Below are 25,286 nucleotides of genomic sequence, written 5' to 3'. Positions count from 1 at the left end.
CAAGATGGCGGTCCGGGGTTAGAACAGGGAAGGTATTTTTTCCTGTTCAAAGGAGAGCGACACATGCTCTCGCATGACCGTGTCTGGGCTGCCATTGATGCTCTTGCCGAGCGCTATTCGCTTTCGGCCTCGGGGCTGGCCAAGCGTGCGGGGCTCGATTCCACCGCCTTCAACAAGTCGAAGCGCCTGTCGTCGGATGGCCGGCCGCGCTGGCCCTCGACCGAATCACTGGCAAAGATCATGGAGGCAACGGGCGCTTCCCTCGACGAATTCACCGGTTTGATTGAAGGTCGGGCCGGGGCCAGCCATGCGGCTTCGGTCGCCCGCCGAAGCTCCGTGCCGCTGCTCGGCTTTGCCCAGGCCGGCGCCGGCGGCTTCTTCGACGATGCCGGCTTTCCAGCCGGGCAGGGCTGGGATCTGATCGAACTGCCGACGCAATCGACCGAGAGTTCCTATGCTTTGCAGGTGCAGGGCGATTCCATGCTGCCGCTCTACCGCAATGGCGACGTCCTCATCGTCGAACCGGGCGCCGTTACCCGCAAGGGCGATCGCGTCGTCGTCAAGACCACATCAGGCGAAGTGATGGCCAAGGTGCTCGAGCGCCAGACCGTCAGGTCGATTGCGCTGGTCTCGCTCAATCCCGATCATCCCGACCGCGATATTCCCATGCGCGATGTCGAATGGGTGGCGCGGATTGTCTGGGCAAGCCAATAGGTCAAGCTGGTGCGGCTTCTCCATCATGCGCTGGCGGTTCTGATGGTCCCTGTGATGGCAGCCATCATCGTCACTGGCGGTCACACTCTGAAAGGTAGCGAAAGCGTCATTACGGTGGACCAGCTTGATCCGGGCGCCGATGCGATGGCGCAGCAGGCTGCCGGGACGCTGCCCGAGGAGCCAGCCACATCGGCCATCGCAGTTCCGCAGCCGCCGAAGCCGGCGACGCATTCGAGGGCGATCGATCCCGAAATCGTCGCGCCGCCGGAACTGCCCGCCGACGGGCTTGAACGGATCGAGCCGCGCGAGCCGCTGAGCAAACTCGCGCTGGCCGTGCCGCCCAAGCCGAAAATGCCTGACGACTGGAACGGCACAAAGCTGTTCCAGCCGGTTGCGCCGGCCGCCGGCTTGATCGAGGCGAAGGGCTACTCGGTCGCGGTTTCCGGCATCGACATCGTCAGGCAGGACGAGATTTGCAGCGAGGACGGCAAGTCCTGGCCGTGCGGTGTCCGGGCGAGGACAGCGTTCCGCGCCTTCCTGCGCGGCCGCGCGGTGGTCTGCACGGTGCCGCCGCAGGGCGGCCGCGACCGGATCGCAGCCGAGTGCCGGATCGGCAAGCAGGATGTCGGTCAGTGGCTGGTCGAAAATGGCTGGGCGCGCGCCGCCAAGGGCGGCCCCTATGTCGAGGCCGGCGACAAGGCGCGCACGGGCAAGAAGGGCATTTTCGGATCGGCGCCCGATCTGTCGGGCATGCCGGCGATGCCGGCCGCGCCAAGCCCGGCACCTCAGGCGCCGGGTTCGATCCTGGAAGAGGTCGACGGCGTGCTCAAGCCAGCTGACCAGCCAGCGCCCGCTCAATGAGCGCACGCGTCTCGGCAACGCCATAGAGTGCTGCGAACGAGCCGAAGCGCGGGCCGCGCTCCTGGCCGATCAGCACCTGGTAGATCATCTGGAAGAAGGCGCCCGATACGCCGGGGCCGCCTTCCGGGCTCTGCTTGGAATGATCCTGATAGCGCTCGATCCTGCGTGCGACGTTGAGCGAGGCGTTCTGGATCGCTTCGCCGCTGGCGTCGGCGGGCAGCGCGCCAAGTGCTTCGTCGAGGGCTGCCAGCGCTTCGCGCTCGACCTCGTCGGCGGGCCGGAAGGTTTTCGTCGGCTTCACGAAATCGTCGAAATAGCGGATCGCATGGCCGACCAGCCGGTCGAGCTCTGGATGCGTCGCCGGCGTCACGCCTTGCGTATGACGTGAAATGAACCCCCACAGCACATCCTTGTTCTGCGCGTTGGAAGCGCTGACCAGATTGAGCAGCAGAGAAAACGGCACCGGCATGTCGATCGCGGGCGGGTTGCCGTCATGCATATGCCAGACCGGGTTGCCCAGCCGCTCCTTCCAGTCCTGGCGGGGATAGGCGGCGAGGAACGTGTAGTATTCATCCACGGCCCGCGGGATAACGTCGAAATACAGCTTCTTGGCCTGCCGCGGCCGTTGGTACATGTAGAGCCCGAGGCTTTCGGTCGGCGCATAGGTCAGCCACTCGTCGATGGTCAGCCCGTTGCCCTTCGACTTCGAGATCTTCTGGCCGTTCTCGTCGAGGAACAGTTCGTAGACGAAATGCTCCGGCGCCCGTCCGCCCAGAATGTTGCAGATACGGTCGTAGACCACCGCATTGGTCTGGTGGTCCTTGCCGAACATTTCGAAATCGACGCCAAGCGCTGCCCAGCGCATGCCGAAATCCGGCTTCCACTGCAGCTTCACGCGGCCGCCGGTGATCGAAAGCGTGGTCTCGGTGCCCTCGTCGTCGAAGGTGATGGTGCCGGCTTTGGCGTCGACATGCTTCATGGGCACGTAAAGCACGCGGCCGCTCTTCGGCGAGATCGGCAGGAACGGGCTGTAGGTCGCCTGCCGCTCGGGCCCGAGCGTCGGTAGCATCACCGCCATGATCTGCTCATAGCGCTCGGCGGCGCGCTTGAGCATCGCGTCGAAACGGCCGGCCTTGTAGTATTGGGTCGCGCTGGCGAACTCGTAGTCGAAGCCGAACGTGTCGAGGAAGCGGCAGAGCATCGCATTGTTGTGGTCGGCGAAGCTCGCATAGTCGCCGCCGAAGGGGTTGGGGACCGACGACAGCGGCTTGTGCAGATGCGGCTCGAGTGCGGCGCGGTCCGGCACGCTGTCGGGTATCTTGCGCATGCCGTCCATATCGTCGGAAAAGCACAGCAGCTTGGTCGCGACCTTGTCCTGCGTCAGGACACGGAAGGCATGGCGCACCATCGAGGTGCGCGCCACCTCGCCGAATGTGCCGATATGCGGCAGGCCGGACGGCCCGTAGCCGGTCTCGAACAGGACCGTTTGCGGAAAGTCGGCGCCTTTGTAGCGCTCGATGATCTTTTTGGCTTCCTCGAACGGCCACGCCTTGCTTTCGGTCGCGGCCGCCAGCAGCTCGGGGTTGAGATCGATGATGTTTGATCCCGCCATGTCACAGTTTTCCAAATCATCTGCCGGCCCGAAGGCGGGCCGCAGCAAGGGTTTTTCAACCGGTCTCTAGGCGTGCAGCGCCGGAGCGTCAACGCGTGCGGCGCTTTTTCCTTGCGGTGCAGAACGGGCGTTCCTAACTTCGAGGCCCGGTTCAAGGAGAAAAAATTGCCGACACCTCATGAAGCCCTGATCTATCTGATGGTCATCACCTCGGCCTCCGACCGCGACATGACCGATGTTGAACTGGCACGGATCGGCGAGGTCGTCCGCTCCTGGCCGGTGTTCGAGGACTTCAACCACGACAGGCTGGTCGGCGTCGCCCAGGACTGCCAGAAGCGCCTGCACGAAAAGGATGGGCTGGAGGGCGTGCTGGCCGAAGTCGCCGAGGTCTTGCCCGAGCGGCTGCGCGACACCGCCTATGCCGCCGCCTTCGAGGTTGCCGCCGTCGACCTCGAAATGCGCATGGAAGAGGTGCGGGTGCTGCAGCTGATCCGGCGTCAGCTCGATCTCGACACGCTGACGGTTGCTGCCATCGGCCGCGCGGCCAAGGCGCGGCTGCGTACCCTGACCTGAAAGTCCTTGGCTTTAGAAAAAACTGACGGGGAAATAGCGCAGATAAAATTCGGCGAACGTGCCTTTCATTGAAATTTCCTGCAGCGCGTAGTCGATCGCTGCGGCCAGCGCCGGATTGTCCGCTTTGGTGGCGATGGCCATGCCCGTGCCCAGATATTCGGGCGCCAGATAGGGCCCGCCGGCAAAGCGGCAGCAGCCCGCCGCGTCCGAGCCACCCAGCCAGAAAGCCAGGCGCATGCCGTCGCCGAAGGCGGCGTCGACCTTGCCGGCCTTGAGATCGGCATACAGTTCTTCCGGCCTGTCGAAAGGGACGACCTGGACCGTGTTGAAATAGTCGCGCAGCATGCGCTCATGCGCCGAGCCTGATATCACGCCGACACGCTTGCCGTGCAATTTGTCAAAGACGGGCTCGGTCAGCGCCTTGCCCTTCGGCATGATGAAGCGCGCCGGAAACTGCAGATAGGAGCGTGAGAAGGCGTAGGTCGCGCGCGATTCCGGTGTTGCGGCGATGCCGGCGATGATCGCCTCGCCTTCGCCTTTCTGCAGTGCGCCTTCCAGCTCGGCCCAGGGCAGGGCCTGGATCTGGCATTTTTCGACAATGCCAAGCTCGGCGCAGATGGCGCGTGCCAGATCGATGTGGAAGCCGGACAGCTTTCCCGCACCGTCGAGGAAGTTGAAAGGCGGGAAGTCCGTGGTGGTGAGGAACCTCAGCCGGGGCAGCTTCGAAAGGTCTGGCTTGGGCAGCCGCTCCTTGGCATCCCACAGCACCGGAACCTGAGGCGCCGCGGCGCGCGCACCGTCGGCGAACGACAGCAACCCGATCAGCATCGCAAAGGCGAAGGACCTCCATCGGAACGCCAAGATAAAACTCCGCCACAGTCGTGCTCGCACCGGTTTTGGTACGAAAATGGTACAGGCACAATGGTTTTTGATTTCAACCCGCCGATTTCAGGATATGATTTAGCCGGTTTGCAAATCAGCTTCGGTCGCCTCGGTGAGAGGGAGCCACAAAATAAGTATGCGATTTGCAATCCGTGGTCGGTGGCGAAGTGTAAATCATGCACGCATCATTGGCCGCAATGCACAAGGCAACATGGGGTTGATGTTGCGATGGGTCAGTTCGATCGCACGCTGGAATACATAGACCAACTGCAGCACGCCGCAACGGCGGCGGCGGTCTGCGAAAGGCTGCTGGGCATAACATCGGATTTCGGTCTCACCGCACTGATGGCGGGAACCGTCCCGCAGCCAGGCACGCCGGCCGGCCAGCAAAAGCAGCATGTGCTTCTCTGCGATTGGCCTGGCGAGTGGCTGGAGCGCTATGTCGCGCGCAACTATGTCGATCATGACCCGGTCGTCAGCCATATGAAACAGTTGCAGGCGCCCTTCCAGTGGCACGAGGCGTCCCAAGGCATCCGCATAGACAAGAGCAGCGGCGAGGTGATGGGCGATGCCGGCGCCTTCAAACTGCGCGATGGGTTGGCCTTTCCGCTGATCACGCTCGACGGCCAGATCGTCATGGTGTCGCTGGGCGGCGAGGCCGTGGAATTGTCCGCCGCCGAATTCGGCCAGGTGTCGCTGGTCTCGACCTACGCGGTTGGCCGCGCCATGCAACTCCACACCATGGCGAACAAGACCATCGATCATATCGTGCTGACGCCGCGCGAGCGCGAATGCCTGCAATGGGCCGCCGTCGGCAAGTCCGAATGGGAGATTTCGCAAATCCTCGGCATTTCCGAACACACCTCGGAGAAACATCTTCTTAACGCCAAAAGCAAACTAGGTGCCGTCAACAGGGTGCAGGCCGTCGCGGAAGCGATACGGCGCGGCTACATTAGTTAGGTCGGCCGTGCCGACCTGAAATCCTTGCCTACGCGATCACGCAATTTTCTCATCAAAGCACGGCCGTATCTTCCTCTGAACGCAGGAGACGGCGGAATGCTTTTTTCCCTTACAACCCAGGAATTGATGGAACGTCCCGACCTTTGGGAGGCCGTCCATCGTTTGCGCTACAAGATATTCGTCGAGGAGATGGGGTGGGATGACCTCAGGCGCCCCGACGGGCTCGAACTCGACCAGTTCGATCACGACGAGGCGGTCCATCAGATCGTCATCAGGGGCGGTGAAGTGGCGGGTTATCAGAGGATGTTGCCGACGACGCGGCCACATCTGCTGACCGAGGTCTTGACCGATCTTTCCGAAGGAACGCCGCCGTCGGGTCCAAACATCTGGGAATTGACCCGCTATGCGGTGGCTCCCGGTTTTCGCGATGGTCGTCGCGGCGTTTCGACCGTCGGCACCGAACTGATTGCCGGTTTCGTCGAGTGGGGGCTGAAGCGCGGCGTCGACAAGGTGATCATCGAGTTCGAGCCGATGTGGGTGCTGCGCGCCTTGCAACTGCATTTCCTGGCGACCCCGCTTGGCTATCAGCGCACCTATGGCAACCAGCAGGTGGTCGCCACCTTGCTGACCTTCAACGAGCACACACTCGATGTGGTGCGGTCGCGCCGCAATCATTTTGCTCCCGTGCTGGCCAGGGGATATCCCGACATGCTCGGGCAAAGGCGTGCGTCATGAGATCGGAGACAGTCATGAGCACACATCCGCAACCTGAACTTCGCAACCACACGCTGGTGGTCACCGTGTCGTCGAGTGACGGCCGGCCGGTGCTGGACAGGAGGGCCTATGAAAGCCTGGCAAGGACCTTCCATGAAGCAGCCGACAATGAGGAGGTTCGCGTCGTCGTCTTGCGCGGCCTGGCAGGCTGTTTCTGTCTGGGCGGCGACTTCTCCGAATTCCTCGACGCCACCAAGCACCAGAAACTGATCGCCGCCGTCACCGACCTGTTCCGCACGCTGGCGACGTTTCCAAAGCCCATCCTTGCCTGCGTCGATGGCGATGCCGTCGGTGTCGGCTGCACCATCCTGTTCCATTGCGACATGGTGATCGCGTCCGATGAGAGCACGTTCAGGGTGCCGTTCGTCGATTTCGGCCTGGTGCCGGATGCGGCGACCAGCATCCTGGCGCCGCAGAAGCTCGGCTACGCCGGTGCCTTCCGCTTCTTCTGCCTCGGCGACACGCTTCGCGCCGAAGATGCCAGGGCGCTCGGCCTGGTCGCGGAGATCGTGCCGGGAGGCACCGTCGAGGAGGCGGCCCTTGGTCGGGCAAGACAGCTCGTCAAGAAGCCGGTCGCCGCCCTGCTGCAGACGCGCGGCCTGCTGAAGGGGAACACCGAGGCCCTCTGCGACCGCATCGATCAGGAGATCTCGCTTTTCCAGCAGGCGCTGCAGGATGATACGACGCTGCGGCGATTGCAGCGTATCGCCAGGCTGGCGGCTTAAGCATCGTGATTGCGTCGCGCGGTTCCTTGCCGCGCGACGCAAAAAAGCGTCAATCCTGTTTTCCCAGGAATGACGGCCCTTCGCCGATGATCTTCTTGTCTTCCTTGCCGATGATTTCGAGATCGCGCCCCTCATAGGGCAGAGACGACAGGATGCGCCGCATGACCGCCAGCCGCGCGCGCCGTTTGTCATTGGCCCGTACGATGATCCACGGCGCGAATTCCTTGTGGGTGCGCTCGAACATTGTGTCGCGCACCTTGGTGTAGTCGTCCCACTTGGTGATGCCCGCAACGTCGATGGGCGAAAACTTCCAGCTCTTCAGCGGGCTGTAGCGGCGGTCGTGGAAGCGCTCAAGCTGCGTTTCCCGGCCGATGTTCAGCCAGAATTTGAAGAAGTGGATCCCCTCGTTGGAGATCATCCGCTCGAAATGCGGCGTCTCGTCGAGAAACTGCTCGTGCTGCTGCGGCGTGCAGAAACCCATCACCGGCTCGACGCCGGCGCGATTGTACCAGGAGCGGTCGAAGGTGACGAATTCGCCTGAAGTCGGGAAATGGTCGACATAGCGCTGGTAGTACCATTGCCCCAGTTCGGTCGGGGTCGGCTTGGTCAGCGCCACGTTGCGTGCCGTGCGCGGATTGAGGTACTGGCGCACCACGAAGATCGTGCCGCCCTTGCCGGCAGCGTCGCGGCCCTCGAACAGCGCCATCACCCGTTTGCCGGTCGACTGCAGCCAGGCCTGCGCCTTGACCAGCTCGATCTGCAGCTTCTCGAGCGTCTCGTCATACTCATCACTTTTCATCTTCTTGTCGTAGGGATAGCCGCCGGCAGTCAGCTTGTTGTCCTCGACCCAGTCGGGAAGCACGGGGCTTTCGATGTCGAACTCCCGCTCCTTGCCGCCGATCCTGATCTTCAGCGGCCCCGAAGTTGGTGCGGCGGGACTTTCCTTGGCTTTTTTCATCGAGACGAACCCTTTCCAGCTTCCGGACTCATGCTATGGGGAGCCTCCGGAACGGTCTAGTGGAAGTTTTTCCGCCACCGTGGACCGGGTGCGAAGGCATGGGGTGCGGGCCCGCGGGCAGATGGCTGACCTGGACACAGAGCAGAGAGGCATCACGCAAACCATGGCCGCACGGCTGTGGAACAGCCGCTGGCTGCTTGCGGCCGGCGTCGTCGCGGTCGTCGCCGTTTATGCCTTGGCCGGGATTTCAGCCTATGTCGTCCTTGCGGCGCTGCTGTTGCTGTTTGCAGCGGCAATACTGCCGGCCGCCGGCGCGCGCCAATCCACTGGCAGCGGAGCCGCCATCGAGGCCACCGGCCTGCAGAGGCTCTCGGGTGAATATCTGGCCGCCGCCGTCGCCGATCCGCTGATCATCTTCGACCGGGCTGCCACCATCGTCCATGCCAACGCCGCCGCCTTCGCCGCTTTCGGCGGCATCGCGCCAGGCATGTCGCTGTCGCTGAAATTCCGGGCGCCGGAAATGCAGGCTCTGCTGGATGGCGTGCTATCGGGCGATGTCGCCTCCGATATCGTCGACTATACGGAGAAGCTGCCGGTCGAACGGGCTTACCGGGTGAGCGTGTCCTCGGTCGGTCATGCCACCGATCTCTATGTGCTGGTGTTCAAGGACCAGAGCGAAGCACGCAGGATCGACCGCATGCGCGCCGACTTCATCGCCAATGCCAGCCACGAACTGCGCACCCCACTTGCCTCCATCGCCGGCTTTATCGAAACGCTGCGCGGGCCAGCCCGCAACGACGCGGCGGCGCGCGACCAGTTTCTGCAGATCATGCAGAGCCAGACCGGCCGCATGGCGCGTCTGATCGACGATTTGTTGTCGCTGTCGCGGCTCGAGATGAAACCCTATCTGAAGCCGGGAACCGAGGTGGACCTGCGCCAGACCGTCGACAGCGTCATCGACTCGCTCGGACCGCTGGCCAGCGAAAACGCCGTTGCCATCGAGCGGCGCTACGCCGATGGACCGCTTCATGTGCCTGGCGATCGCGATGAGCTTTTCCAGGTTTTCGAGAACCTCCTGGAAAACGCCTGCAAATACGGGCAGTCGGGTGGGCGCGTGGTTGTATCCATAGCGCATAGCGATGCCGGATCAGAGCCGGGCATCGACGTGACGATCAGGGACTTTGGCCCTGGCATTCCCGAGGAGCACATTCCGCGCATTACCGAGCGCTTCTATCGCGTCGATGTCGAGACCAGCCGGACCCAGAAAGGCACCGGCCTCGGCCTGTCGATCGTCAAGCATATACTGACGCGCCACAACGCCCGGCTTTCGATCAAGTCCGAAGTCGGCAACGGCGCGGCATTCTCGGTTCATTTGCCGGCGCACTGATATCGCCCTAATTCAAGGGCACTGTTTCTTTTTTCTGTCATCCGGCTAGCGTATCAGCGGGGATTCGAGGAAACGACTCAAAATCAAAACACCCCGTGGGAAGGCATTTGCCATGCAGTCCGTGCACATCGTCAGCGCTTATGACGAGGAGTTGAAATATCTGTCGAAGCGCATCGCCGCGATGGGTGGCCATGCCGAGCGCATGGTCGAACAGGCGGTCACCGCTCTCGTCAATGCCGACCCGGGCCTTGCCCAGAAGGTCATCCGCGACGATACCGTACTGGACGAGGGCCAGCGCGAAATCGACGACAAGGCGATCATCATCATTGCCAAGCGTCAGCCGATGGCGGCGGATTTGCGCGAGATCGTCGGGACCATCCGCATCTCCGCCGACCTCGAACGGGTTGGCGATCTCGCCAAGAACGTTGCCAAGCGGGTGGTCGCCGTCACCGACGGACGCCAGCCGACCAGCCTGTTCCGCGGCCTCGAGGCTCTGTCCAACCTGGCGTTGACCCAGCTCAAGGAAGTGCTCGACGTCTACGCGTCCCGTTCGGTGGAGAAGATCGGCTTCGTGCGCGATCGTGACGACCAGATCGACGCCATGTACACATCGCTGTTTCGCGAATTGCTGACCTACATGATGGAAGACCCGCGTAACATCACCCCCTGCACGCATCTGCTGTTTTGCGCCAAGAACATCGAGCGTATCGGTGATCACGCCACCAACATAGCCGAGACCATCTATTACATCGTCACCGGCGATCAGTTGCCGGCTGAGCGGCCCAAGGGCGACAAGACCGACAAAATCAGCCTTTCCGAGACGCAGCCGGTGAAGTGAACGCCGCCTCTCGAACCCTCACCCGATTTACGATAAGCTTTCCGGGCCTTGCCTCTATCCTCGTCCGTGGATTTGCTCCGGGAGGTCGTGATGGAAAATGTTCGGAACCTGACCCCGGCGCCTGCGCCGATATCCGGCATTATCGCTTGCGGCGTTTACACGGCGGGGCGCCGCATCGCCGACATTCCCATCGAGGAAGCCGGCGAATGGGCAAAAAAATCCGGTCATGTCGTCTGGATCGGCCTGTTGGAGCCCGACCGTAACCTGTTGCTGCGCGTCCAGGCGCAGTTTCACCTGCATGAGCTGGCGATCGAGGATGCCGAGCACCCGCACCAGCGGCCGAAGATCGAGCAATATGGCGACGCCTTGTTCATCGTCGCCCGCACCGCGCAGCTGATCGAGGGCCGGGTCACCTTCGGCGAGACCCATTTGTTCGTCGGCTCAGGCTACATCGTCAGCGTCAGGCACGGTCCCTCGACGTCCTATGCCGCCGTTCGTCAGCACTGGGAAAGCTGCCCGCACTCGCTGGCCAAGGGCGAGGATTTCGTCCTCTATGCCATTCTCGATTTCATCGTCGACAATTACATGCCGGTGCTCGAGCAGATCGAGGACGAGGTCGAGGCGATCGAGGACAAGGTTCTGCTGAAGCCGATGACCGCTCCCGACATAGAGCGGCTCTATATGCTGCGCCGCGATCTCCTGCGCCTGCGCAATGCCGCGCTTCCGCTGGTCGAAGTCTGCCGAAGGCTGACCAGCGCCGAGCTGCCGCAGATCCACACCGCCATGCATCCGCTGTTCCGCGACGTCACCGATCACATCCGCACCGTTCAGGAGAAGATCGACAGCCTGCGCGAGGTGCTGGCATTCGCTTTCGAGGCGAGCTTGCTGGTCGGCCAGAGTCAGGAAACGGCCAACACCAAGAAGCTCGCCTCCTGGGCCGCAATCCTGGCGGTGCCGACGGCGCTCGCCGGCATTTACGGCATGAACTTCAGCGACATGCCGGAACTGAAGATGGAATACGGCTATCCGGTGGTTCTGGCCACGATCGCGCTGATCTGCGCGTTTCTGTATTGGCGGTTCAGGAAGAATGGCTGGTTGTGAAGTAGGGCAGTAGGGCAGTAGGGCAGTAGGGCAGTAGGGCAGTAGGGCAGTAGGGCAGTAGGGCAGTAGGGCAGTAGGGTGGCATTTCGTGAGCGCGACTTTCCGCGCACATACTGCCCTACTGCCTTACTCCCTTACTCCCCTACTCCCTTATCTACCTGCTCCGCCGCCGCTCCGATGCCGGCTGGAATGCCACGCGGGCGTGGTACTTGCAGTAGGGACCGGTTTCGGCGGCATCGTTGCCGCAGAAATGGAAGTCCTCTGAAAGCGGATCGCCGTTCGGCCATTTGCAGGTCCGCTCGGTCAGTTCGACCAGCTGCAGATGCCGCGAGATCGGCAGCACGACATTTTCGACCGGGCGGATGTAATGGCGTGCCACGGGTTCGGCGTCGAACTGCGTCTGCAAAGCGGTCGCGCCGACCGATGTCGTGACATGGCGTGCCGTGGTTGCGGCGCGTGATACCGATTTCTGGACGGTCGATCCTTGCGCTGCCTTCTTCTGGCGTGCCGGCGTGGCGGTCGAGCGACCGCGGCCCGACAGTTTCAGCCGATGCACCTTCCCGATGACCGCATTGCGGCTGACCCCTCCAAGCTGCGCAGCAATCTGGCTTGCGCTCAGACCCTCCGACCACAGTTTTCTCAAGAGTTCTACCCGCTCGTCAGTCCAGTTCATGAGACCGCGCTCCTCTAAGCGTGCGGCAATCGGAATCCTTCTCCCGACCCGGCAACATTTGCCAGGGCAGACACCACATATATCTGGTGATTAGGTCCGCCGCACGAAATCTAGCTATTTCTCGACTACAACTACTCTATGCGCTGACTCGGTGACAAGAGTCCCAAGTGCAACACGAATCGGTTTTTTCGGTTTTCCCCAACTTGCCCGGTCGCTTATGAGCCGGCGTCCCGTTGGGGGGCTTGCCGCGCGCCACTACGCGACGTTTTCGTTGACTTCATGGCCGAAAAACAGGATAAGCCGCACAGGCCGCCGCTTTGGCGGCTTTTTTGATTTTCCGGTACCGGAGACGCATATAATGAGCGGTTCGGCGCTTTACGAGACCTTTGCTCGCGCACCCCTGGCCTTCGACCACGGGGAAGGCACATGGCTGATTACCGACAAGGGCGAGCGATATCTCGATTTCGCCGGCGGCATCGCCGTCAATTCGCTGGGCCACAGCCATCCGCACCTGGTCGCCGCACTCACCGAGCAGGCAGCCAAGCTGTGGCATGTCTCCAACCTCTACGAGATCCCCGGGCAGAGCCGGCTTGGCGAACGGCTGGCCGACGCCACCTTCGCCGACAAGGTGTTCTTCACCAATTCCGGCGCCGAGGCGCTGGAATGCGCGATCAAGACGGCGCGGCGCTACCATTTCGTCAAAGGCCATCCCGAGCGCTTCCGCATCATCACCTTCGAAGGCGCCTTCCACGGCCGCACGCTGGCGACCATCGCGGCTGGCGGCCAGTACAAGTATCTCGAGGGCTTCGGCCCCAAGGTCGAGGGTTTCGACCAGGTCGGCTTCGACGACATTGACGCCGCCGAAAAGGCGATCACGCCGGAGACGGCCGCGATCCTGATCGAGCCGGTGCAGGGCGAGGGCGGTATCCGCCCGGTGCCGACGCAGTCGCTGAAGCGGCTCAGGCAATTGTGCGAGCAGCACGGCCTGCTGTTGATCTACGACGAGGTCCAGTGCGGCATCGGCCGCACCGGCAAGCTGTTCGCACATGAATGGTCGGGTGTAACGCCCGACATCATGGCGATTGCCAAGGGTATCGGCGGCGGCTTCCCGATGGGCGCCTGCCTTGCCACGGATGAAGCGGCGGTCGGCATGACCGCCGGCGTGCATGGCACCACGTTCGGCGGCAACCCGCTTGCCATGGCGGTCGGCAACGCCGTGCTCGATGTCGTGCTGGAAGACGGCTTCCTCGAAGATGTCCAGCGCAAGGCGCTGCTGATGAAGCAGGGTCTGGCGTCGGTCGCCGACGAGTTTCCCGAAATCATCGAGGACATCAGGGGTGCCGGGCTGATGCTCGGCCTCAAATGCGCCATGCCCAACACCAAGGTGAACATGGCCTTGCGCGACCAGCACCTGTTGACGGTTCCGGCCGGCGACAACGTCATTCGCCTGTTGCCGCCGCTCACCGTCACCGACGCCGAGATCCATGACGCGCTCAACCGCATCCGCGCCGGCGCCAAGGGCCTGGCGGAGGCGATCGCTTCCGCCGCGGCGAAGTAATCCCGGAATCATTGCTGATGTCAGTTCGCCATTTCACCGATCTTTCCACCGTTTCCGAAGGCGACCTGCGCTTGATGCTGGACGACGCGGTGGTGCGAAAGGCGCGGCTCAAGGCCGGCGAGCGCACCAAACCGCTCGAAGGCAAGGTGCTGGCGATGATCTTCGACAAGCCGTCGACGCGCACGCGCGTCTCCTTCGACGTCGGCATGCGGCAGCTCGGCGGCGAGACCATCATGCTGACCGGCACCGAGATGCAGCTCGGCCGTTCCGAGACCATCGCCGACACCGCCAAGGTGCTGTCGCGCTATGTCGATGCGATCATGATCCGCACCACCTCGCATGAGCGGCTGCTGGAATTGACCGAGAACGCCACCGTGCCGGTGATCAACGGACTGACCGACGATACCCATCCCTGCCAGCTGATGGCCGATATCATGACCTTCGAGGAACATCGCGGTCCGGTAGCCGGCAAGACCATCGCCTGGACCGGCGACGGCAACAATGTGCTGCATTCCCTGCTCGAGGCCTCGGCCCGGTTCCGCTTCAACCTCAACGTCGCCGTTCCCGAAGGCAGCGAGCCGGCGCAGAAGCATATCGATTGGTCGCAGGCGCATGGCGGCAAGCTGCACTTCACCCGCTCGCCCGAGGAAGCCGTCGACCAGGCCGACTGCATCGTCACCGATTGCTGGGTGTCGATGGGCCAGGAGCATCGCGCCCGCGGCCACAATGTGTTCTCGCCCTACCAGGTCAATGCCAAGCTGATGGCGAGAGCCAAGCCGGACGCGCTGTTCATGCATTGCCTGCCGGCGCATCGCGGCGAGGAAGTGACAGACGAGGTTATCGACGGACCGCATTCGGTGGTCTTCGACGAAGCCGAGAACCGGCTCCATGCCCAGAAGGCCGTGCTTGCCTGGTGTCTAGGCGCTTGAAGTGTCTGGGCGCTTGATCCCTGGGAGCTTGATCTGCGGGCGTGTGATGCCTATTTGCGCCGCATCACGCAAATCAAGCGCGTTTCGACGCATGCGCCCCGGAGGGCGGCATCGCCGCGCCCTGGAGCTTTGTCATGTTGGAAACCTATCAAGTGACTGAACATTACCCCAAACTCGGCGAATTCGGCTATGCCGGCGACGATCACGTCGTGCCGTTCGAGGTCGGCCCTCTCGACGTGCGCGGCCGCACGGTCCAACTCGGGCCGATGCTGGACGCCATCCTCAGCCGCCACGATTATCCCGAGCCGGTCGCCCGCCTGCTGGCGGAGGCCTGTGTGCTGACCGTGCTGCTCGGCACTTCGCTGAAGTTCGAGGGCAAGTTCATCCTGCAGACCCGCACCGACGGACCCGTCGACATGCTGGTTGCGGATTTTTCCACGCCCTCGGCGCTGCGCGCCTATGCGCGTTTCGATGCCGACCGGCTGGAAGCGCTGGTCGCGGCGGGCGAAACCTCCCAGCAGACGCTGCTCGGCAGTGGCGTGCTGGCGCTGACCATCGACCAGGGCGCCCATACGCAACGCTATCAGGGTATCGTCCAGCTCGATGGCGAGACCCTGGAAGACGCGGCACGCACCTATTTCCGTCAGTCGGAGCAGATCCCGACGGATATCAGGCTGTCGGTGGCCAAGCTTTTGACGCCCGGTCCCGGCGGCGCCCGCGAGCAATGGCGCGCCGGCGGTATCCTGGCGCAGTTCCTGCCGCAGTCGCCCGAGCGCATGCGCGTCCCGGACCTGCCGGGCGGCGATGGCGATCCGCGTGAGGAGATCCACGATCCGGTCGACAATTCCTGGCAGGAGTTGCTGGCTCTGCTCGGCACCATCGAGCCGACCGAACTGATCGACCCGACGATCGGCGCCGAGCGGCTGCTCTACAGGCTGTTCCACGAGCATGGCGTGCGCGTCTTCGGCGGCGTTCCGGTCGCCGACCAGTGCTCGTGCTCCAGGGACAAGATCCGCGGCATCCTCGAGGGTTTTTCCGCCCAGGAGATCAAGGACAGCACCGAAGACGGCGGCATCCACGTCGCCTGCGAATTCTGTTCGAAGCAATATGATTTCGACCCGGCGGAATTCGCGGCCCAGTAGAGTAGAAACCACGCCTCACCGGTCGCTCCGCGGCCGGTGAGGCGAAATCAATTCACCGTCCGCCGCGTCCCCGGCAAGTCCAGCGAAAACGCCGGAATGGCGATGTCGAACGTCTCGCCCCGCTTGTTGCGCATCGTGTAATGCCCGACCATGATGCCGGACGGTGTCGAGAGCGGGCAACCGGATGTGTACTGGTAGCTGTCGCCGGGATTGAGTTCGGGCTGGTCGCCGACCACGCCGGGGCCGCGCACTTCCTCGACCCGGCCGGTGCCGTCGGTGATGTGCCAATAGCGCGACAGAAGCTGCACGAAATCGTCCGACTGATTGTCGATCGTTATCTGATAGCCCCAGACATAGCGGTTCTCAGAGGGATCCGAACGGTCCTCCAGATAGAACGGCCTGACCTGCACTTCGATGTTGCGCGTGACGGCGCTATACATAAGCGGCTCCAAAAAACGGTTCCAGCGGAACTTTCGGCGCTCCGTGCGGTTAGGTCAACCGATCGAAGCCTCCTCTGGCCGGCCTCGCGGGCAGGTGCCGACAAAGAATGTCATTTAAGTGACATATGACAATGGTGGTGTGCGCGGACTGGTGACGCGCGACTCGGGCGCTCTGCTGAACTGTTGAAACCGGCCATCTTGCGGACCGGTTTTCCTGGAGTGACCGGATCTCGATGCAACTCACTCTCATAGCCGCCACGCTTTCGACCGTCCTCATCCTCTCGAATCTCGCCAGCATCGTGCTCGCCGCGTCGCGTCTGAGACGGCGTCGCACCATTGCGCCGCCGGCCGGCAAGCCGCGGCCGGTGTCGATCGTCGTGCCGTCGCGCGGCGTCGAGCCGTTCACGCAGGAGACGCTGGAGCGCGCCTTCTCGCTCGACTGGCCGCGCTATGAGCTGATTTTCTGCGTCGCCCATGCCGACGATCCGGTGGTCAAATTGATAAACAGGACGATCGTCCGGTTTCCGAAAGTGCCGGCCCGGCTGCTTGTCGGCGACGACCGCATCAGCGCCAATCCGAAACTCAACAATTGCGTCAAGGGCTGGGAAGCGGCGCGGCACGACTGGGTCGTCCTGGCCGATTCCAACGTGCTGATGCCGAGGGACTACATCCAGCACCTGATGGCTGCCTGGCGGCCCGGCACCGGCCTTGTCTGCTCGACGCCGATCGGTTCGCGGCCGGCCGGCTTCTGGGCCGAGGTCGAATGCGCTTTCCTCAACACGCTGCAGGCGCGCTGGCAATATGCCGGCGAGGCGCTCGGCCTCGGCTTTGCCCAGGGCAAGAGCATGCTCTGGAACAAGCCGATGCTCGATGCCAATGGCGGCATCCGCGCGCTGGCCGCCGAGATCGCCGAGGATGCCGCTGCGACCAAGCTGGTGAACAGTCTCGGCCTGCGCGTCAATCTCGTCGCCGCCCCCTTCGAGCAGCCGCTTGGCCGGCGCTCGTTTGACGACATCTGGTCGCGTCAGGCCCGTTGGGCGCGCCTGCGCCGCGTCACTTTCCCGCTGTTCTTCGCACCCGAAATCCTGACCGGCGCCGTGGTGCCGCTGGTGCTTGCGCTGATTGCAGCGGCAAGCGCCGGCTTCAGCCTCTGGGCAATCGCCCTTGCCGTGCTGGCGGCCTTCTATCTTCCGGAGTGCGCCCTGGCCTGGTCCAAGGGCTGGTACCTGTCGCCACGCATGGTCGCCGCGATCATGGCGCGCGACCTGATCCTGCCGGCGATGTGGGGGCGCGGCTGGCTCGGCGGCGCCGTCGACTGGCGCGGCAATGCGATGACCATCGGCACCAAGACGGCCGAGCTGGAAGAGACGCCGTCCAGCGCCTGAAGGCCTCCTACCTGGCCTTCAGCGCCTGCGCGATGTCCTCGAGCAGATCGTCGGTATCCTCCAGGCCAACCGACAGCCTGAGCGTGCCCGGCCCGATGCCGAGCTCGGCGCGCGCCTCGTCGCTGAGATTTTTGTGCGTCGTCGTCGCCGGGTGGGTGATCAGGCTCTTGGCGTCACCGAGATTGTTGGAGATCAGGACGATGTCGAGCGCGTTCTGCAAGGCGAAGGCCGCCTGCTTGCCGCCCTTGACGTCCAGGCAGATCAGCGTCGAGCCGCCCGACATCTGCTTCTTGACGATGTCGGCCTGCGGATGGTCGGCGCGGCCGGGATAGATGACGCGCGCGATTTCCGGCCGTTCGGCCAGAAAATCGGCGATCCGGCCGGCACTTTCCGTCTGCTGGCGTACGCGCAGCGGCAGCGTTTCCAGGCCCTTCAGCAGCGTCCAGGCGTTGAAAGGCGAAAGGCTTGGGCCGGTATGGCGGAAATAGTCGTGCAGGTTCTCGTCGATCCACTTCTTGTCCGACAGGATGACGCCGCCGAGACAGCGCCCCTGGCCGTCTATGTGCTTGGTCGCCGAATAGACGACGATATGGGCGCCGAGCTGCAAGGGCTTCTGCTGCAGGGGCGTGGCGAAGACATTGTCGACGATCAGCCTGGCGCCGATCGAATTGGCAAGCGAAGCGACAGCGGCGATATCGACCACTTCCAGCGTCGGATTGGTCGGGCTTTCCAGGAAGAACAGCTTGGTGTTCGGCTTGACCGCCTTTTCCCAGTTGGCGATGTCGGTGCCGTCGACCAGCGTCGCCTCGATGCCGTATCTCGGCGCCAGCGTCTCGACCACCCAGCGGCAGGAGCCGAACAGCGCACGCGCCGCCACGATATGGTCGCCGGCCTTGGCGCTGCACAGAAGGGCGGCCGTCACCGCGGCCATGCCCGACGCGGTGGCGCGCGCGTCTTCCGCACCTTCCAGCGCGCACATGCGCTTCTCGAACATGTCGACGGTCGGATTGGCGTAGCGCGAATAGATGAAACCCGGCTCTTCGCCCTTGAAACGGGCTTCGGCGGCTTGCGCCGTTTCGTAGACATAGCCTTGGGTGAGATAGATCGCTTCTGACGTTTCGCCGAAACCGGAACGCAGCGTTCCGCTGTGCACGAGTGCCGTCTGAGGCTTCCAGTTGCGCTTCTTGGTGCTCATCGCTTTTCTTCCAGACACAAAAAAACCGGCCGCGAAAGTCGCAACCGGTCCATACGGCCTTGCGGCCCGACGGTCCTTTAGCGACTTGTTTAACGTGGCTGCAAGCCGACCGGCCAAATCACCACGGGATAACGACCCTTTAGACCCGCACCGCGCTTGCGTCAATTGCCGGCTTCATTAAGAGGTTTGTACCAAGCAGGAGTGGAGCCTTGCGGCAGACAGGCATTCTTCCCGACCAGGACATATCGGCGCTGTTCCAGTCCGGCGCGCTGAAGTCGGCGCGTGCGCTCGACACCGACCAGATCCAGCCGGCCAGCCTCGATCTCAGGCTCGGCGACAAGGCCTGGCGGGTGCGCGCCTCCTTCCTGCCCGGCCCCAATCACAAGGTCTCGGAAAAGCTCGACCGGCTGCAACTGCACGAGATCAATCTGGTCGAGGGCGCGGTGCTGGAGACCGGCTGCGTCTACATCGTGCCCCTGCTTGAAAGCCTGGCGCTGCCGGCGGACATTTCAGCCTCGGCCAATCCGAAGAGTTCGACCGGGCGGCTCGACATCTTCACCCGCGTCATGACCGATCGCGGCCACGAGTTCGACAAGATCGCCGCCGGCTATCATGGCCCGCTCTTTCTGGAAGTCAGCCCGCGCACCTTCCCGATCGTCGTCCGCACCGGGTCGCGCCTGTCGCAGATCCGTTTCCGCACCGGCAATGCGCTGCTCTCCGAAGCCGAGTTGCACGACCTGCATCGCACGCAGATGCTGGTCGCCACCGAGCCGCCGAACATTTCCGGCGGCGGCATCGCGCTGTCGATCGACCTCAACGGCGATCAAAGCGGCTTGGTCGGCTATCGCGGCAAGCATCACACCGGCCTCGTCGATGTCGACAAGCGCGCGGCCCAGGAAGTCGTCGACTTCTGGGAACCGATCCACAAGAGCGGCGCCGGCGAACTGGTGCTCGACCCCGATGAATTCTACATCCTCGTCAGCCAGGAGGCGGTGCATGTGCCGCCGCTCTACGCCGCCGAGATGACGCCCTTCGATCCGCTGGTCGGCGAATTCCGCGTCCATTATGCCGGCTTCTTCGATCCGGGCTTCGGCCATTCCGCGTCCGGCGGCACCGGCAGCCGGGCGGTGCTGGAAGTGCGCAGCCATGAAGTGCCGTTCATCCTCGACCACGGCCAGATCGTCGGCCGGCTGGTCTACGAGCATATGCTGAAGCGGCCGCAGGCACTCTACGGCACCGATCTCGGCTCCAACTACCAGGCGCAGGGCCTGAAGCTGTCCAAGCATTTCCGCGCCGCGCGCTGACACTCATTGCCCCAAGGCAAAATACTTGCCTGTGCCGGTTCGGCATGCTTGGCTGCCTTGCCGCCCGTCAAGCTGGCGGCGTTCAAGGGGAACCAAGAAAATGCGATTTTCGAAATGGGTCATATCGGCGGCGGGCGCTGCCATGCTGGCAATGCTGGCCGGCTCTCCGTCGGTGCAGGCGGCGGAGAAAATCAAGATCGGCACCGAGGGCGCCTATCCGCCGTTCAACACCATCACCGCTGACGGCAAGGTGGAAGGCTTCGACATCGACATCGCCAATGCGCTGTGCGCGCAGATGAAGGTCGAATGCGAGATCGTTACCCAGGACTGGGACGGCATCATTCCCGCTTTGCAGGCCAAGAAGTTCGACGCCATCATCGCCTCGATGAGCATCACCGAAGAGCGCAAGAAGCAGGTCGCCTTCACCAACAAATATTATACGACACCGCTGGCTCTGGTGGCGCCGAAGGACACCGATCTCACCTCGACCGAACCGGCGGCCCTTGCCGGCAAGACGGTCGGTGCCCAGGCTTCGACCACGCAAGCCGACTATGCCCAGAATGAATATGGCAAGGCGGGCGCGGAGGCCAAACTCTATCCCACCCAGGAAGAGGCGATCACCGACCTGACCAACGGTCGTCTTGACGCCGTGATCTCGGACAAGTTCGTGCTGATGGACTGGCTGAAGAAGGCAAGCGACGGCTGCTGCAAGCTGGTCGGCGACGTCAAGGGTACCGAGACCCAGGCCGGCATCGCCGTGCGCCTAGACGACACGGCCCTGCGCGACAAGCTCAACGCGGCCATCGACGCGATCGTCGCCGACGGCACCTACAAGAAGATCCAGGCCAAGTATTTCGACTTCGATATCTATTGAGGCAGAGGCGCCTTTTTCCTTCTCCCCTTGTGGGAGAAGGTGTCGCCGGAGGCGACGGATGAGGGGTGTTCCAGGGAACGCCAACGTTTCACTCCGCTGGAACACCCCTCATCCGTCTCGGCGCTAACGCGCCGATCCACCTCCCACTTGGGGAGAAGGAAAGGCGCGCTCTCAAAGCGCCTTCACAGCCACCTTCACCGGCTGCTCGATCTCAAGCGGGTTGCGCAGCGGCAGGCCGAAATCCCCGGCCTCGATCTCGAAGACATCGCCGGCCTCGGTCGTGATGCCGTCGGCGAAGGACAGTGTCGCCGTGCCGAACATGTGCACATGCACGTCACCCGGCTGGCGGAAGGCCGCGTATTTGAAATGATGATGTTCGAGGTTGGCGATGGTGTGCGACATGTTCGCTTCGCCGGACAGGAACGGCTTCTCCCACAGCACCTCGCTGTCGCGCACGATGCGCGAGGTGCCGCGGATGTCGGACGGCAGGTCGCCGATCAGGATCTCCGGCCCGAACGAGGCGTTGCGCAGCTTGGAATGCGCGAGGAACAGATAGTTCACGCGCTCGGTGACGTGGTCGGAAAACTCGTTCGACAGCGTGAAGCCGACGCGGAAAGGTGCGCCGTCGTCGCCGATGACATAGATGCCGGCGACTTCGGGCTCTTCGCCGGCGTCCTTGGCAAAGGCCGGTGACAGGAGTGCGGCGCCTGGCGCCACCGCCATCGTGCCGTTGCCTTTGTAGAACCATTCCGGCTGCACGCCGATCTGGCCTTTCGCCGGCTTGCCGCCCTCCAGCCCCATGCGAAACATCTTCATGGAATCGGTGAGCTGCTCCTCGCCGTCGGCGCTCAGCTTCTTGTGCATGGAATCGCGCGTCGCGGCGGAGCCGAGATGCGTCAGCCCGGTGCCGGTCAGGTGCAGATGCGCCGGATCGGGGTGATTGATCGGCGACAGCAGCCGCCCCTTCTTGTAAGCGGCCTCGAGATCGACCGTCTCGCCAAGCCCCTTGCGTTCGATCAGCGCGACGAGGCCGACGCCGGTGCGGGCGGCCTCCATCGCCAGCGAATAGACGCTGCGGGCGCCATTGATGATCCGGGTCTTGCCGCCATTGCGGGCGACGACGCGGATGGTCTCGGCGTCGTCAAGGATCTGGGAGATCAGCATGATGAATCCTCTCTCATTTGCCTTGGCAGGGCTGCCAAAACGGCAAACCTTGCTCAGCGCGGCCGGGACCTCGTCCATGCCACGGTTTAAATTCTCAGTTCGGATTGCGCTCGCGGGCCTGGTCCCTCAGGGACTTCTGTTACCGGCGGGTTGCCGGCAGCGTCGCGATCGTATGCCTCCTGCTTTCCTCGACCAGAGCAGTTCACCGTTTCACGGAAACGGCGAACCGCTCTAACTCATTGTCTTGGCGCAATTCCGGGCGGAAAACCGTTTCACACTTTTCCTGGAATTGCTCTTAAGTCCGTTCAAGCCTTGTTCTTGTTGTAGACGTCGAAGATCACGGCGCCGAGCAGCACCAGGCCTTTGACCACCTGCTGCCAGTCGACATTGACGCCCATGATCGACATGCCGTTGTTCATCACGCCCATGATGAAGCCGCCGACCACCGCGCCGATGACCTGACCGACGCCGCCCATCGCCGAGGCGCCGCCGATGAAGACGGCGGCGATGACGTCGAGCTCGCTGCCGAGGCCCGCGGCCGGCACCGCCTGTCCCAGTCGCGCCGCGATGATCAGGCCGCCGAGCGCCGACAGCACGCCCATATTGATGAACACCATGAGCGTCAGCCGCTCGGTGTTGATGCCTGACAGCTGCGCGGCCTTGGCATTGCCGCCCATGGCGTAGATACGGCGGCCGATGGTCATGCGCTTGGTGACGAAGACGAACAGCGAGATCAGCACGCCCATGACGAGCAGCACGACCGGCAGGCCTCTGTAGCTGGCGAACTCATAGACCAGGAACAGCGCCAGGGCGCTGGCGACCAGCGTCTTGACGACGAACAGGGCAAAGGGCTCGGCCTCATAGCCATGGCGTTCGCGCTTGCGACGCGTCCTCACCCCGAAATAGGCATAGGCCAGCACGGCGATCAGGCCGAGCACGACTGTCGTCATGTGCAGGGTCACGCCGCTGCCCAGGATGGTCTTGCCGGCCGCGTTCACCACCGGCGGGACGAGCGTCAGCGGGCCGATCACATCAGGGATGAAGCCGGAGCTGAGCATTTTGAAGTCGTCCGGAAGCGGGCCGACCGAAGAGCCGCCGCCGAGCAGCGCCTGGCAGATGCCGCGGAAGATCAGCATGCCGGCCAGCGTCACAATGAAGCTCGGTATCCGGTGATAGGCGATCCAATAGCCTTGCGCGGCGCCGATCAAGCCACCCGCAACCAGGCAGACGATCGAAACCACCAGCGGATTGCTGAGCGGTCCCAGCTGCCAGATGACCATCATGTTTGCCGCCAGCGCGCCGATGAAGCCGGCGACCGACCCGACGCTGAGGTCGATATAGCCCGATACGATCACCAGCAGCATGCCCAGCGCCATCACGATAATGAAGGAGTTCTGCTGCACCAGATTGCTCAGGTTCACCGGTTTGAACAGCGTTCCCGACGTGGTGAACTGGAAGAACAGCATGATGACGATCAGCGCGATAATCAGACCGTATTCGCGCAGGTTCGTCGCCAGCGCCGAGACGGCGATGCGCGGGCGCTGTTCCTCGGCGACATTGCCCTGCGGGGCGGGGGCGGTTTCGGTGCTCATGCTGCTTTTCCTTCTCCCCGGACGATGGCGCGCATTATTTTTTCCTGGCTTGCTTCCGCCGCCGGCATTTCGCCCACCATGCGCCCTTCGTTCATGACGTAGATGCGGTCGGTAATGCCGAGCAATTCCGGCATTTCCGACGAGATGACCACGATCGCCTTACCCTCCGAGGCAAGGCGCGCGATGATCGTGTAGATTTCATACTTGGCGCCGACATCGATGCCGCGTGTCGGCTCGTCCAGGATCAGCACGTCAGGGTCGGCAAACAGCCATTTCGACAGCACCACCTTCTGCTGGTTGCCGCCGGAAAGATTGCCGGTCATCTGATAGACGCTGGACGCACGGATATTGGTCTTCTTGCGATAGTCGTTGGCGACGGCGAGCTCGCGCATGTCGTCGATCACGCTGTGGCGGGCCACGCCGCCGAGATTGGCCAGCGTGATGTTGTGCTTGATATGGTCGATGAGGTTGAGCCCGTAGGTCTTGCGATCCTCGGTGACGTAGGCGATGCCGTGTTGGACCGCCTTGCTTACCGAGGACACATCGATCGGCTTGCCCTTGAGCAGCACCTCGCCTGTGATGCGGCGGCCGTAGGAGCGGCCGAACAGGCTCATGGCGAATTCGGTGCGCCCGGCGCCCATCAGCCCGGCAATGCCGACCACCTCGCCCTTGCGCACATTGATGTCGATGCCCTTGATCACCTGCCGCTCGGCATGGAGCGGATGATAGACCGACCAGTTCTTCACCTCGAACACGATCTCGCCGATCTTGGGCTCACGCGGCGGATAGCGGTCGTCGAGCGAACGGCCGACCATCGAGGTGATGATGCGGTCTTCCGAGATATCTTTCTTGGCCAGCGTCTCGATGGTGCGTCCGTCACGGATGACGGTGACCTTGTCGGCGACCCGGTTGATCTCGTTGAGCTTGTGCGAGATCAGGATCGAGGTCATGCCTTGCCGCTTGAATTCGAGCAGCAGGTCGAGCAGCGCCTGGCTGTCCTTCTCGCTGAGCGACGCTGTCGGCTCATCGAGGATCAAAAGCTTGACGTCCTTGCTCAGCGCCTTGGCGATTTCGACCAATTGCTGCTTGCCGACGCCGATATTGGTGATCAGTGTCTTGGGGTCCTCCTTGAGGCCCACCTTCTTCAACAGGGCGGCGGTGCGCGCCTCGTTGGCATCCCAGTCGATGACGCCGAATTTCGCGTGCTCGTTGCCGAGGAAGATGTTTTCGGCGATCGACAGCATCGGCACCAGCGCTAGCTCCTGGTGGATGATGACGATACCCTTGTGTTCGCTGTCCTGGATGCCCTTGAACTGGCATTCCTGGCCTTGGAAGATGATCTGGCCGTCATAGGTGCCGGAGGGATAGACGCCCGACAGCACCTTCATCAGCGTCGACTTGCCGGCGCCGTTTTCGCCGACCACGGCGTGGATCTCGCCTTCCTCGACGCTGAGATTGACGTTCGACAGCGCCTTCACGCCGGGAAACGTCTTGGTGATGTCGCGCATCTCCAAAATCGTCGGGGCCATGGGGACTACCGCTCCTTGAGAGCTCGGCAAACATTGCCGGCGAGGTCGGTGACAATACCGGGCTCGCTGGTGAACGAAAAGGGGCCCTGCGTTGCGCAGGACCCCCTGACTTTGTA

Annotated in this window: 24 protein-coding genes and 1 riboswitch; of the genes, 15 read left to right on the top strand and 9 right to left on the bottom strand. The window is 63.0% G+C overall.

Annotated features, from left to right (window positions below):
* The first annotated feature begins 63 nt into the window (after positions 1-63).
* Complete coding sequence (locus RPF88_RS18395) at positions 64-714, top strand: S24 family peptidase (protein WP_013533656.1); 651 nt, start codon at positions 64-66, stop codon at positions 712-714.
* A gap of 9 nt (positions 715-723) precedes the next feature.
* Positions 724-1,575 carry a thermonuclease family protein gene (locus RPF88_RS18390; RefSeq protein WP_442921280.1) on the top strand — a complete coding sequence of 284 codons (852 nt, stop codon included), beginning with the start codon at positions 724-726 and terminating at the stop codon, positions 1,573-1,575.
* Here the strand turns inward: RPF88_RS18390 and RPF88_RS18385 are convergent.
* A complete protein-coding gene (locus RPF88_RS18385) occupies positions 1,541-3,187 on the bottom strand; it encodes a lysine--tRNA ligase (RefSeq protein WP_063170009.1) in 1,647 nt (548 codons plus the stop codon). The two genes, RPF88_RS18390 and RPF88_RS18385, sit on opposite strands and share 35 nt — an antisense overlap.
* Positions 3,188-3,352: 165 nt before the next feature.
* Here RPF88_RS18385 and RPF88_RS18380 point away from each other — a divergent pair, with 165 nt between their 5' ends.
* A complete protein-coding gene (locus tag RPF88_RS18380) occupies positions 3,353-3,760 on the top strand; it encodes a tellurite resistance TerB family protein (RefSeq protein WP_013533653.1) in 408 nt (135 codons plus the stop codon).
* Positions 3,761-3,772: 12 nt separating this feature from the next.
* Here the strand turns inward: RPF88_RS18380 and RPF88_RS18375 are convergent, their stop codons facing one another.
* Positions 3,773-4,621: a transporter substrate-binding domain-containing protein gene (locus tag RPF88_RS18375; protein ID WP_337122843.1), complete on the bottom strand. Its 849-nt coding sequence runs from the start codon at positions 4,619-4,621 to the stop codon at positions 3,773-3,775.
* Positions 4,622-4,870: 249 nt separating this feature from the next.
* On the opposite strand from RPF88_RS18375, the gene RPF88_RS18370 reads away from it, so the two are divergent.
* The 3 genes from RPF88_RS18370 (at position 4,871) to RPF88_RS18360 (ending at position 7,101) form a co-directional block, all read left to right on the top strand.
* Positions 4,871-5,602, top strand: a complete 732-nt coding sequence (locus RPF88_RS18370) for a helix-turn-helix transcriptional regulator (protein WP_024503165.1) — start codon at positions 4,871-4,873, stop codon at positions 5,600-5,602.
* 96 nt (positions 5,603-5,698) lie between these two features.
* Entirely contained in the window at positions 5,699-6,337 is a 639-nt protein-coding gene (locus tag RPF88_RS18365; protein ID WP_013533650.1) for an acyl-homoserine-lactone synthase, read from the top strand.
* A gap of 14 nt (positions 6,338-6,351) precedes the next feature.
* Positions 6,352-7,101, top strand: a complete 750-nt coding sequence (locus tag RPF88_RS18360) for an enoyl-CoA hydratase-related protein (RefSeq protein ID WP_013533649.1) — start codon at positions 6,352-6,354, stop codon at positions 7,099-7,101.
* A gap of 49 nt (positions 7,102-7,150) precedes the next feature.
* On the opposite strand, the gene ppk2 is transcribed toward RPF88_RS18360, so the two are convergent.
* The gene (ppk2, locus tag RPF88_RS18355) at positions 7,151-8,059 is read right to left on the bottom strand and encodes a polyphosphate kinase 2 (RefSeq protein WP_337122840.1); all 909 of its coding nucleotides are present in this window, start codon (positions 8,057-8,059) and stop codon (positions 7,151-7,153) included.
* Positions 8,060-8,180: 121 nt separating this feature from the next.
* Here ppk2 and RPF88_RS18350 point away from each other — a divergent pair, with 121 nt between their 5' ends.
* The 3 genes from RPF88_RS18350 (at position 8,181) to RPF88_RS18340 (ending at position 11,385) form a co-directional block, all read left to right on the top strand.
* Positions 8,181-9,446: a sensor histidine kinase gene (locus RPF88_RS18350; RefSeq protein WP_337122839.1), complete on the top strand. Its 1,266-nt coding sequence runs from the start codon at positions 8,181-8,183 to the stop codon at positions 9,444-9,446.
* Between the two features lie 112 nt (positions 9,447-9,558).
* The gene (gene phoU, locus RPF88_RS18345) at positions 9,559-10,284 is read left to right on the top strand and encodes a phosphate signaling complex protein PhoU (RefSeq protein ID WP_013533646.1); all 726 of its coding nucleotides are present in this window, start codon (positions 9,559-9,561) and stop codon (positions 10,282-10,284) included.
* A gap of 90 nt (positions 10,285-10,374) precedes the next feature.
* Entirely contained in the window at positions 10,375-11,385 is a 1,011-nt protein-coding gene (locus RPF88_RS18340) for a magnesium and cobalt transport protein CorA (protein ID WP_013533645.1), read from the top strand.
* A 154-nt stretch (positions 11,386-11,539) separates the two neighbouring features.
* Here the strand turns inward: RPF88_RS18340 and RPF88_RS18335 are convergent, their stop codons facing one another.
* Positions 11,540-12,058: a GcrA family cell cycle regulator gene (locus tag RPF88_RS18335; RefSeq protein ID WP_013533644.1), complete on the bottom strand. Its 519-nt coding sequence runs from the start codon at positions 12,056-12,058 to the stop codon at positions 11,540-11,542.
* A gap of 358 nt (positions 12,059-12,416) precedes the next feature.
* Between RPF88_RS18335 and RPF88_RS18330 the strand changes: the two genes are divergently transcribed.
* The 3 genes from RPF88_RS18330 (at position 12,417) to RPF88_RS18320 (ending at position 15,687) form a co-directional block, all read left to right on the top strand.
* Positions 12,417-13,616 carry an aspartate aminotransferase family protein gene (locus RPF88_RS18330; RefSeq protein WP_063170013.1) on the top strand — a complete coding sequence of 400 codons (1,200 nt, stop codon included), beginning with the start codon at positions 12,417-12,419 and terminating at the stop codon, positions 13,614-13,616.
* Positions 13,617-13,633: 17 nt separating this feature from the next.
* A complete protein-coding gene (gene argF, locus RPF88_RS18325) occupies positions 13,634-14,545 on the top strand; it encodes an ornithine carbamoyltransferase (protein ID WP_013533642.1) in 912 nt (303 codons plus the stop codon).
* 134 nt (positions 14,546-14,679) lie between these two features.
* Positions 14,680-15,687, top strand: a complete 1,008-nt coding sequence (locus tag RPF88_RS18320; protein ID WP_337122836.1) for an Hsp33 family molecular chaperone — start codon at positions 14,680-14,682, stop codon at positions 15,685-15,687.
* 47 nt (positions 15,688-15,734) lie between these two features.
* On the opposite strand, the gene apaG is transcribed toward RPF88_RS18320, so the two are convergent.
* Complete coding sequence (gene apaG, locus RPF88_RS18315) at positions 15,735-16,127, bottom strand: Co2+/Mg2+ efflux protein ApaG (RefSeq protein ID WP_013533640.1); 393 nt, start codon at positions 16,125-16,127, stop codon at positions 15,735-15,737.
* Positions 16,128-16,360: 233 nt separating this feature from the next.
* On the opposite strand from apaG, the gene RPF88_RS18310 reads away from it, so the two are divergent.
* Positions 16,361-17,512, top strand: a complete 1,152-nt coding sequence (locus RPF88_RS18310) for a ceramide glucosyltransferase (protein ID WP_337122834.1) — start codon at positions 16,361-16,363, stop codon at positions 17,510-17,512.
* A gap of 7 nt (positions 17,513-17,519) precedes the next feature.
* Here RPF88_RS18310 and RPF88_RS18305 read toward each other — a convergent pair whose 3' ends face one another.
* On the bottom strand, positions 17,520-18,707 hold the full coding sequence (locus tag RPF88_RS18305; protein WP_292659075.1) for an O-succinylhomoserine sulfhydrylase: 1,188 nt from the start codon (positions 18,705-18,707) through the stop codon (positions 17,520-17,522).
* A 57-nt stretch (positions 18,708-18,764) separates the two neighbouring features.
* A riboswitch (SAM riboswitch) is annotated at positions 18,765-18,842 on the bottom strand.
* Between the two features lie 74 nt (positions 18,843-18,916).
* On the opposite strand from RPF88_RS18305, the gene RPF88_RS18300 reads away from it, so the two are divergent.
* The gene (locus tag RPF88_RS18300; protein ID WP_337122833.1) at positions 18,917-20,011 is read left to right on the top strand and encodes a 2'-deoxycytidine 5'-triphosphate deaminase; all 1,095 of its coding nucleotides are present in this window, start codon (positions 18,917-18,919) and stop codon (positions 20,009-20,011) included.
* 100 nt (positions 20,012-20,111) lie between these two features.
* A complete protein-coding gene (locus RPF88_RS18295; protein ID WP_050596217.1) occupies positions 20,112-20,885 on the top strand; it encodes an ABC transporter substrate-binding protein in 774 nt (257 codons plus the stop codon).
* A gap of 171 nt (positions 20,886-21,056) precedes the next feature.
* Here the strand turns inward: RPF88_RS18295 and araD1 are convergent, their stop codons facing one another.
* The 3 genes from araD1 to mmsA form a co-directional block, all read right to left on the bottom strand.
* A complete protein-coding gene (gene araD1 / locus RPF88_RS18290; protein ID WP_013533635.1) occupies positions 21,057-22,049 on the bottom strand; it encodes an AraD1 family protein in 993 nt (330 codons plus the stop codon).
* Between the two features lie 305 nt (positions 22,050-22,354).
* Positions 22,355-23,641 carry a multiple monosaccharide ABC transporter permease gene (mmsB, locus tag RPF88_RS18285; protein ID WP_027161717.1) on the bottom strand — a complete coding sequence of 429 codons (1,287 nt, stop codon included), beginning with the start codon at positions 23,639-23,641 and terminating at the stop codon, positions 22,355-22,357.
* Positions 23,638-25,170, bottom strand: coding sequence for a multiple monosaccharide ABC transporter ATP-binding protein (gene mmsA, locus RPF88_RS18280; protein WP_027161716.1), 1,533 nt, complete (start codon positions 25,168-25,170; stop codon positions 23,638-23,640). Before mmsA ends, mmsB begins: the two co-directional genes overlap by 4 nt.
* Positions 25,171-25,286: the final 116 nt, after the last annotated feature.

The sequence above is a fragment of the Mesorhizobium sp. ISC11 genome (assembly GCF_037162595.1).
Classification (GTDB): domain Bacteria; phylum Pseudomonadota; class Alphaproteobacteria; order Rhizobiales; family Rhizobiaceae; genus Mesorhizobium; species Mesorhizobium ciceri.
This window is presented reverse-complemented; position numbering and strand designations above follow the sequence as displayed.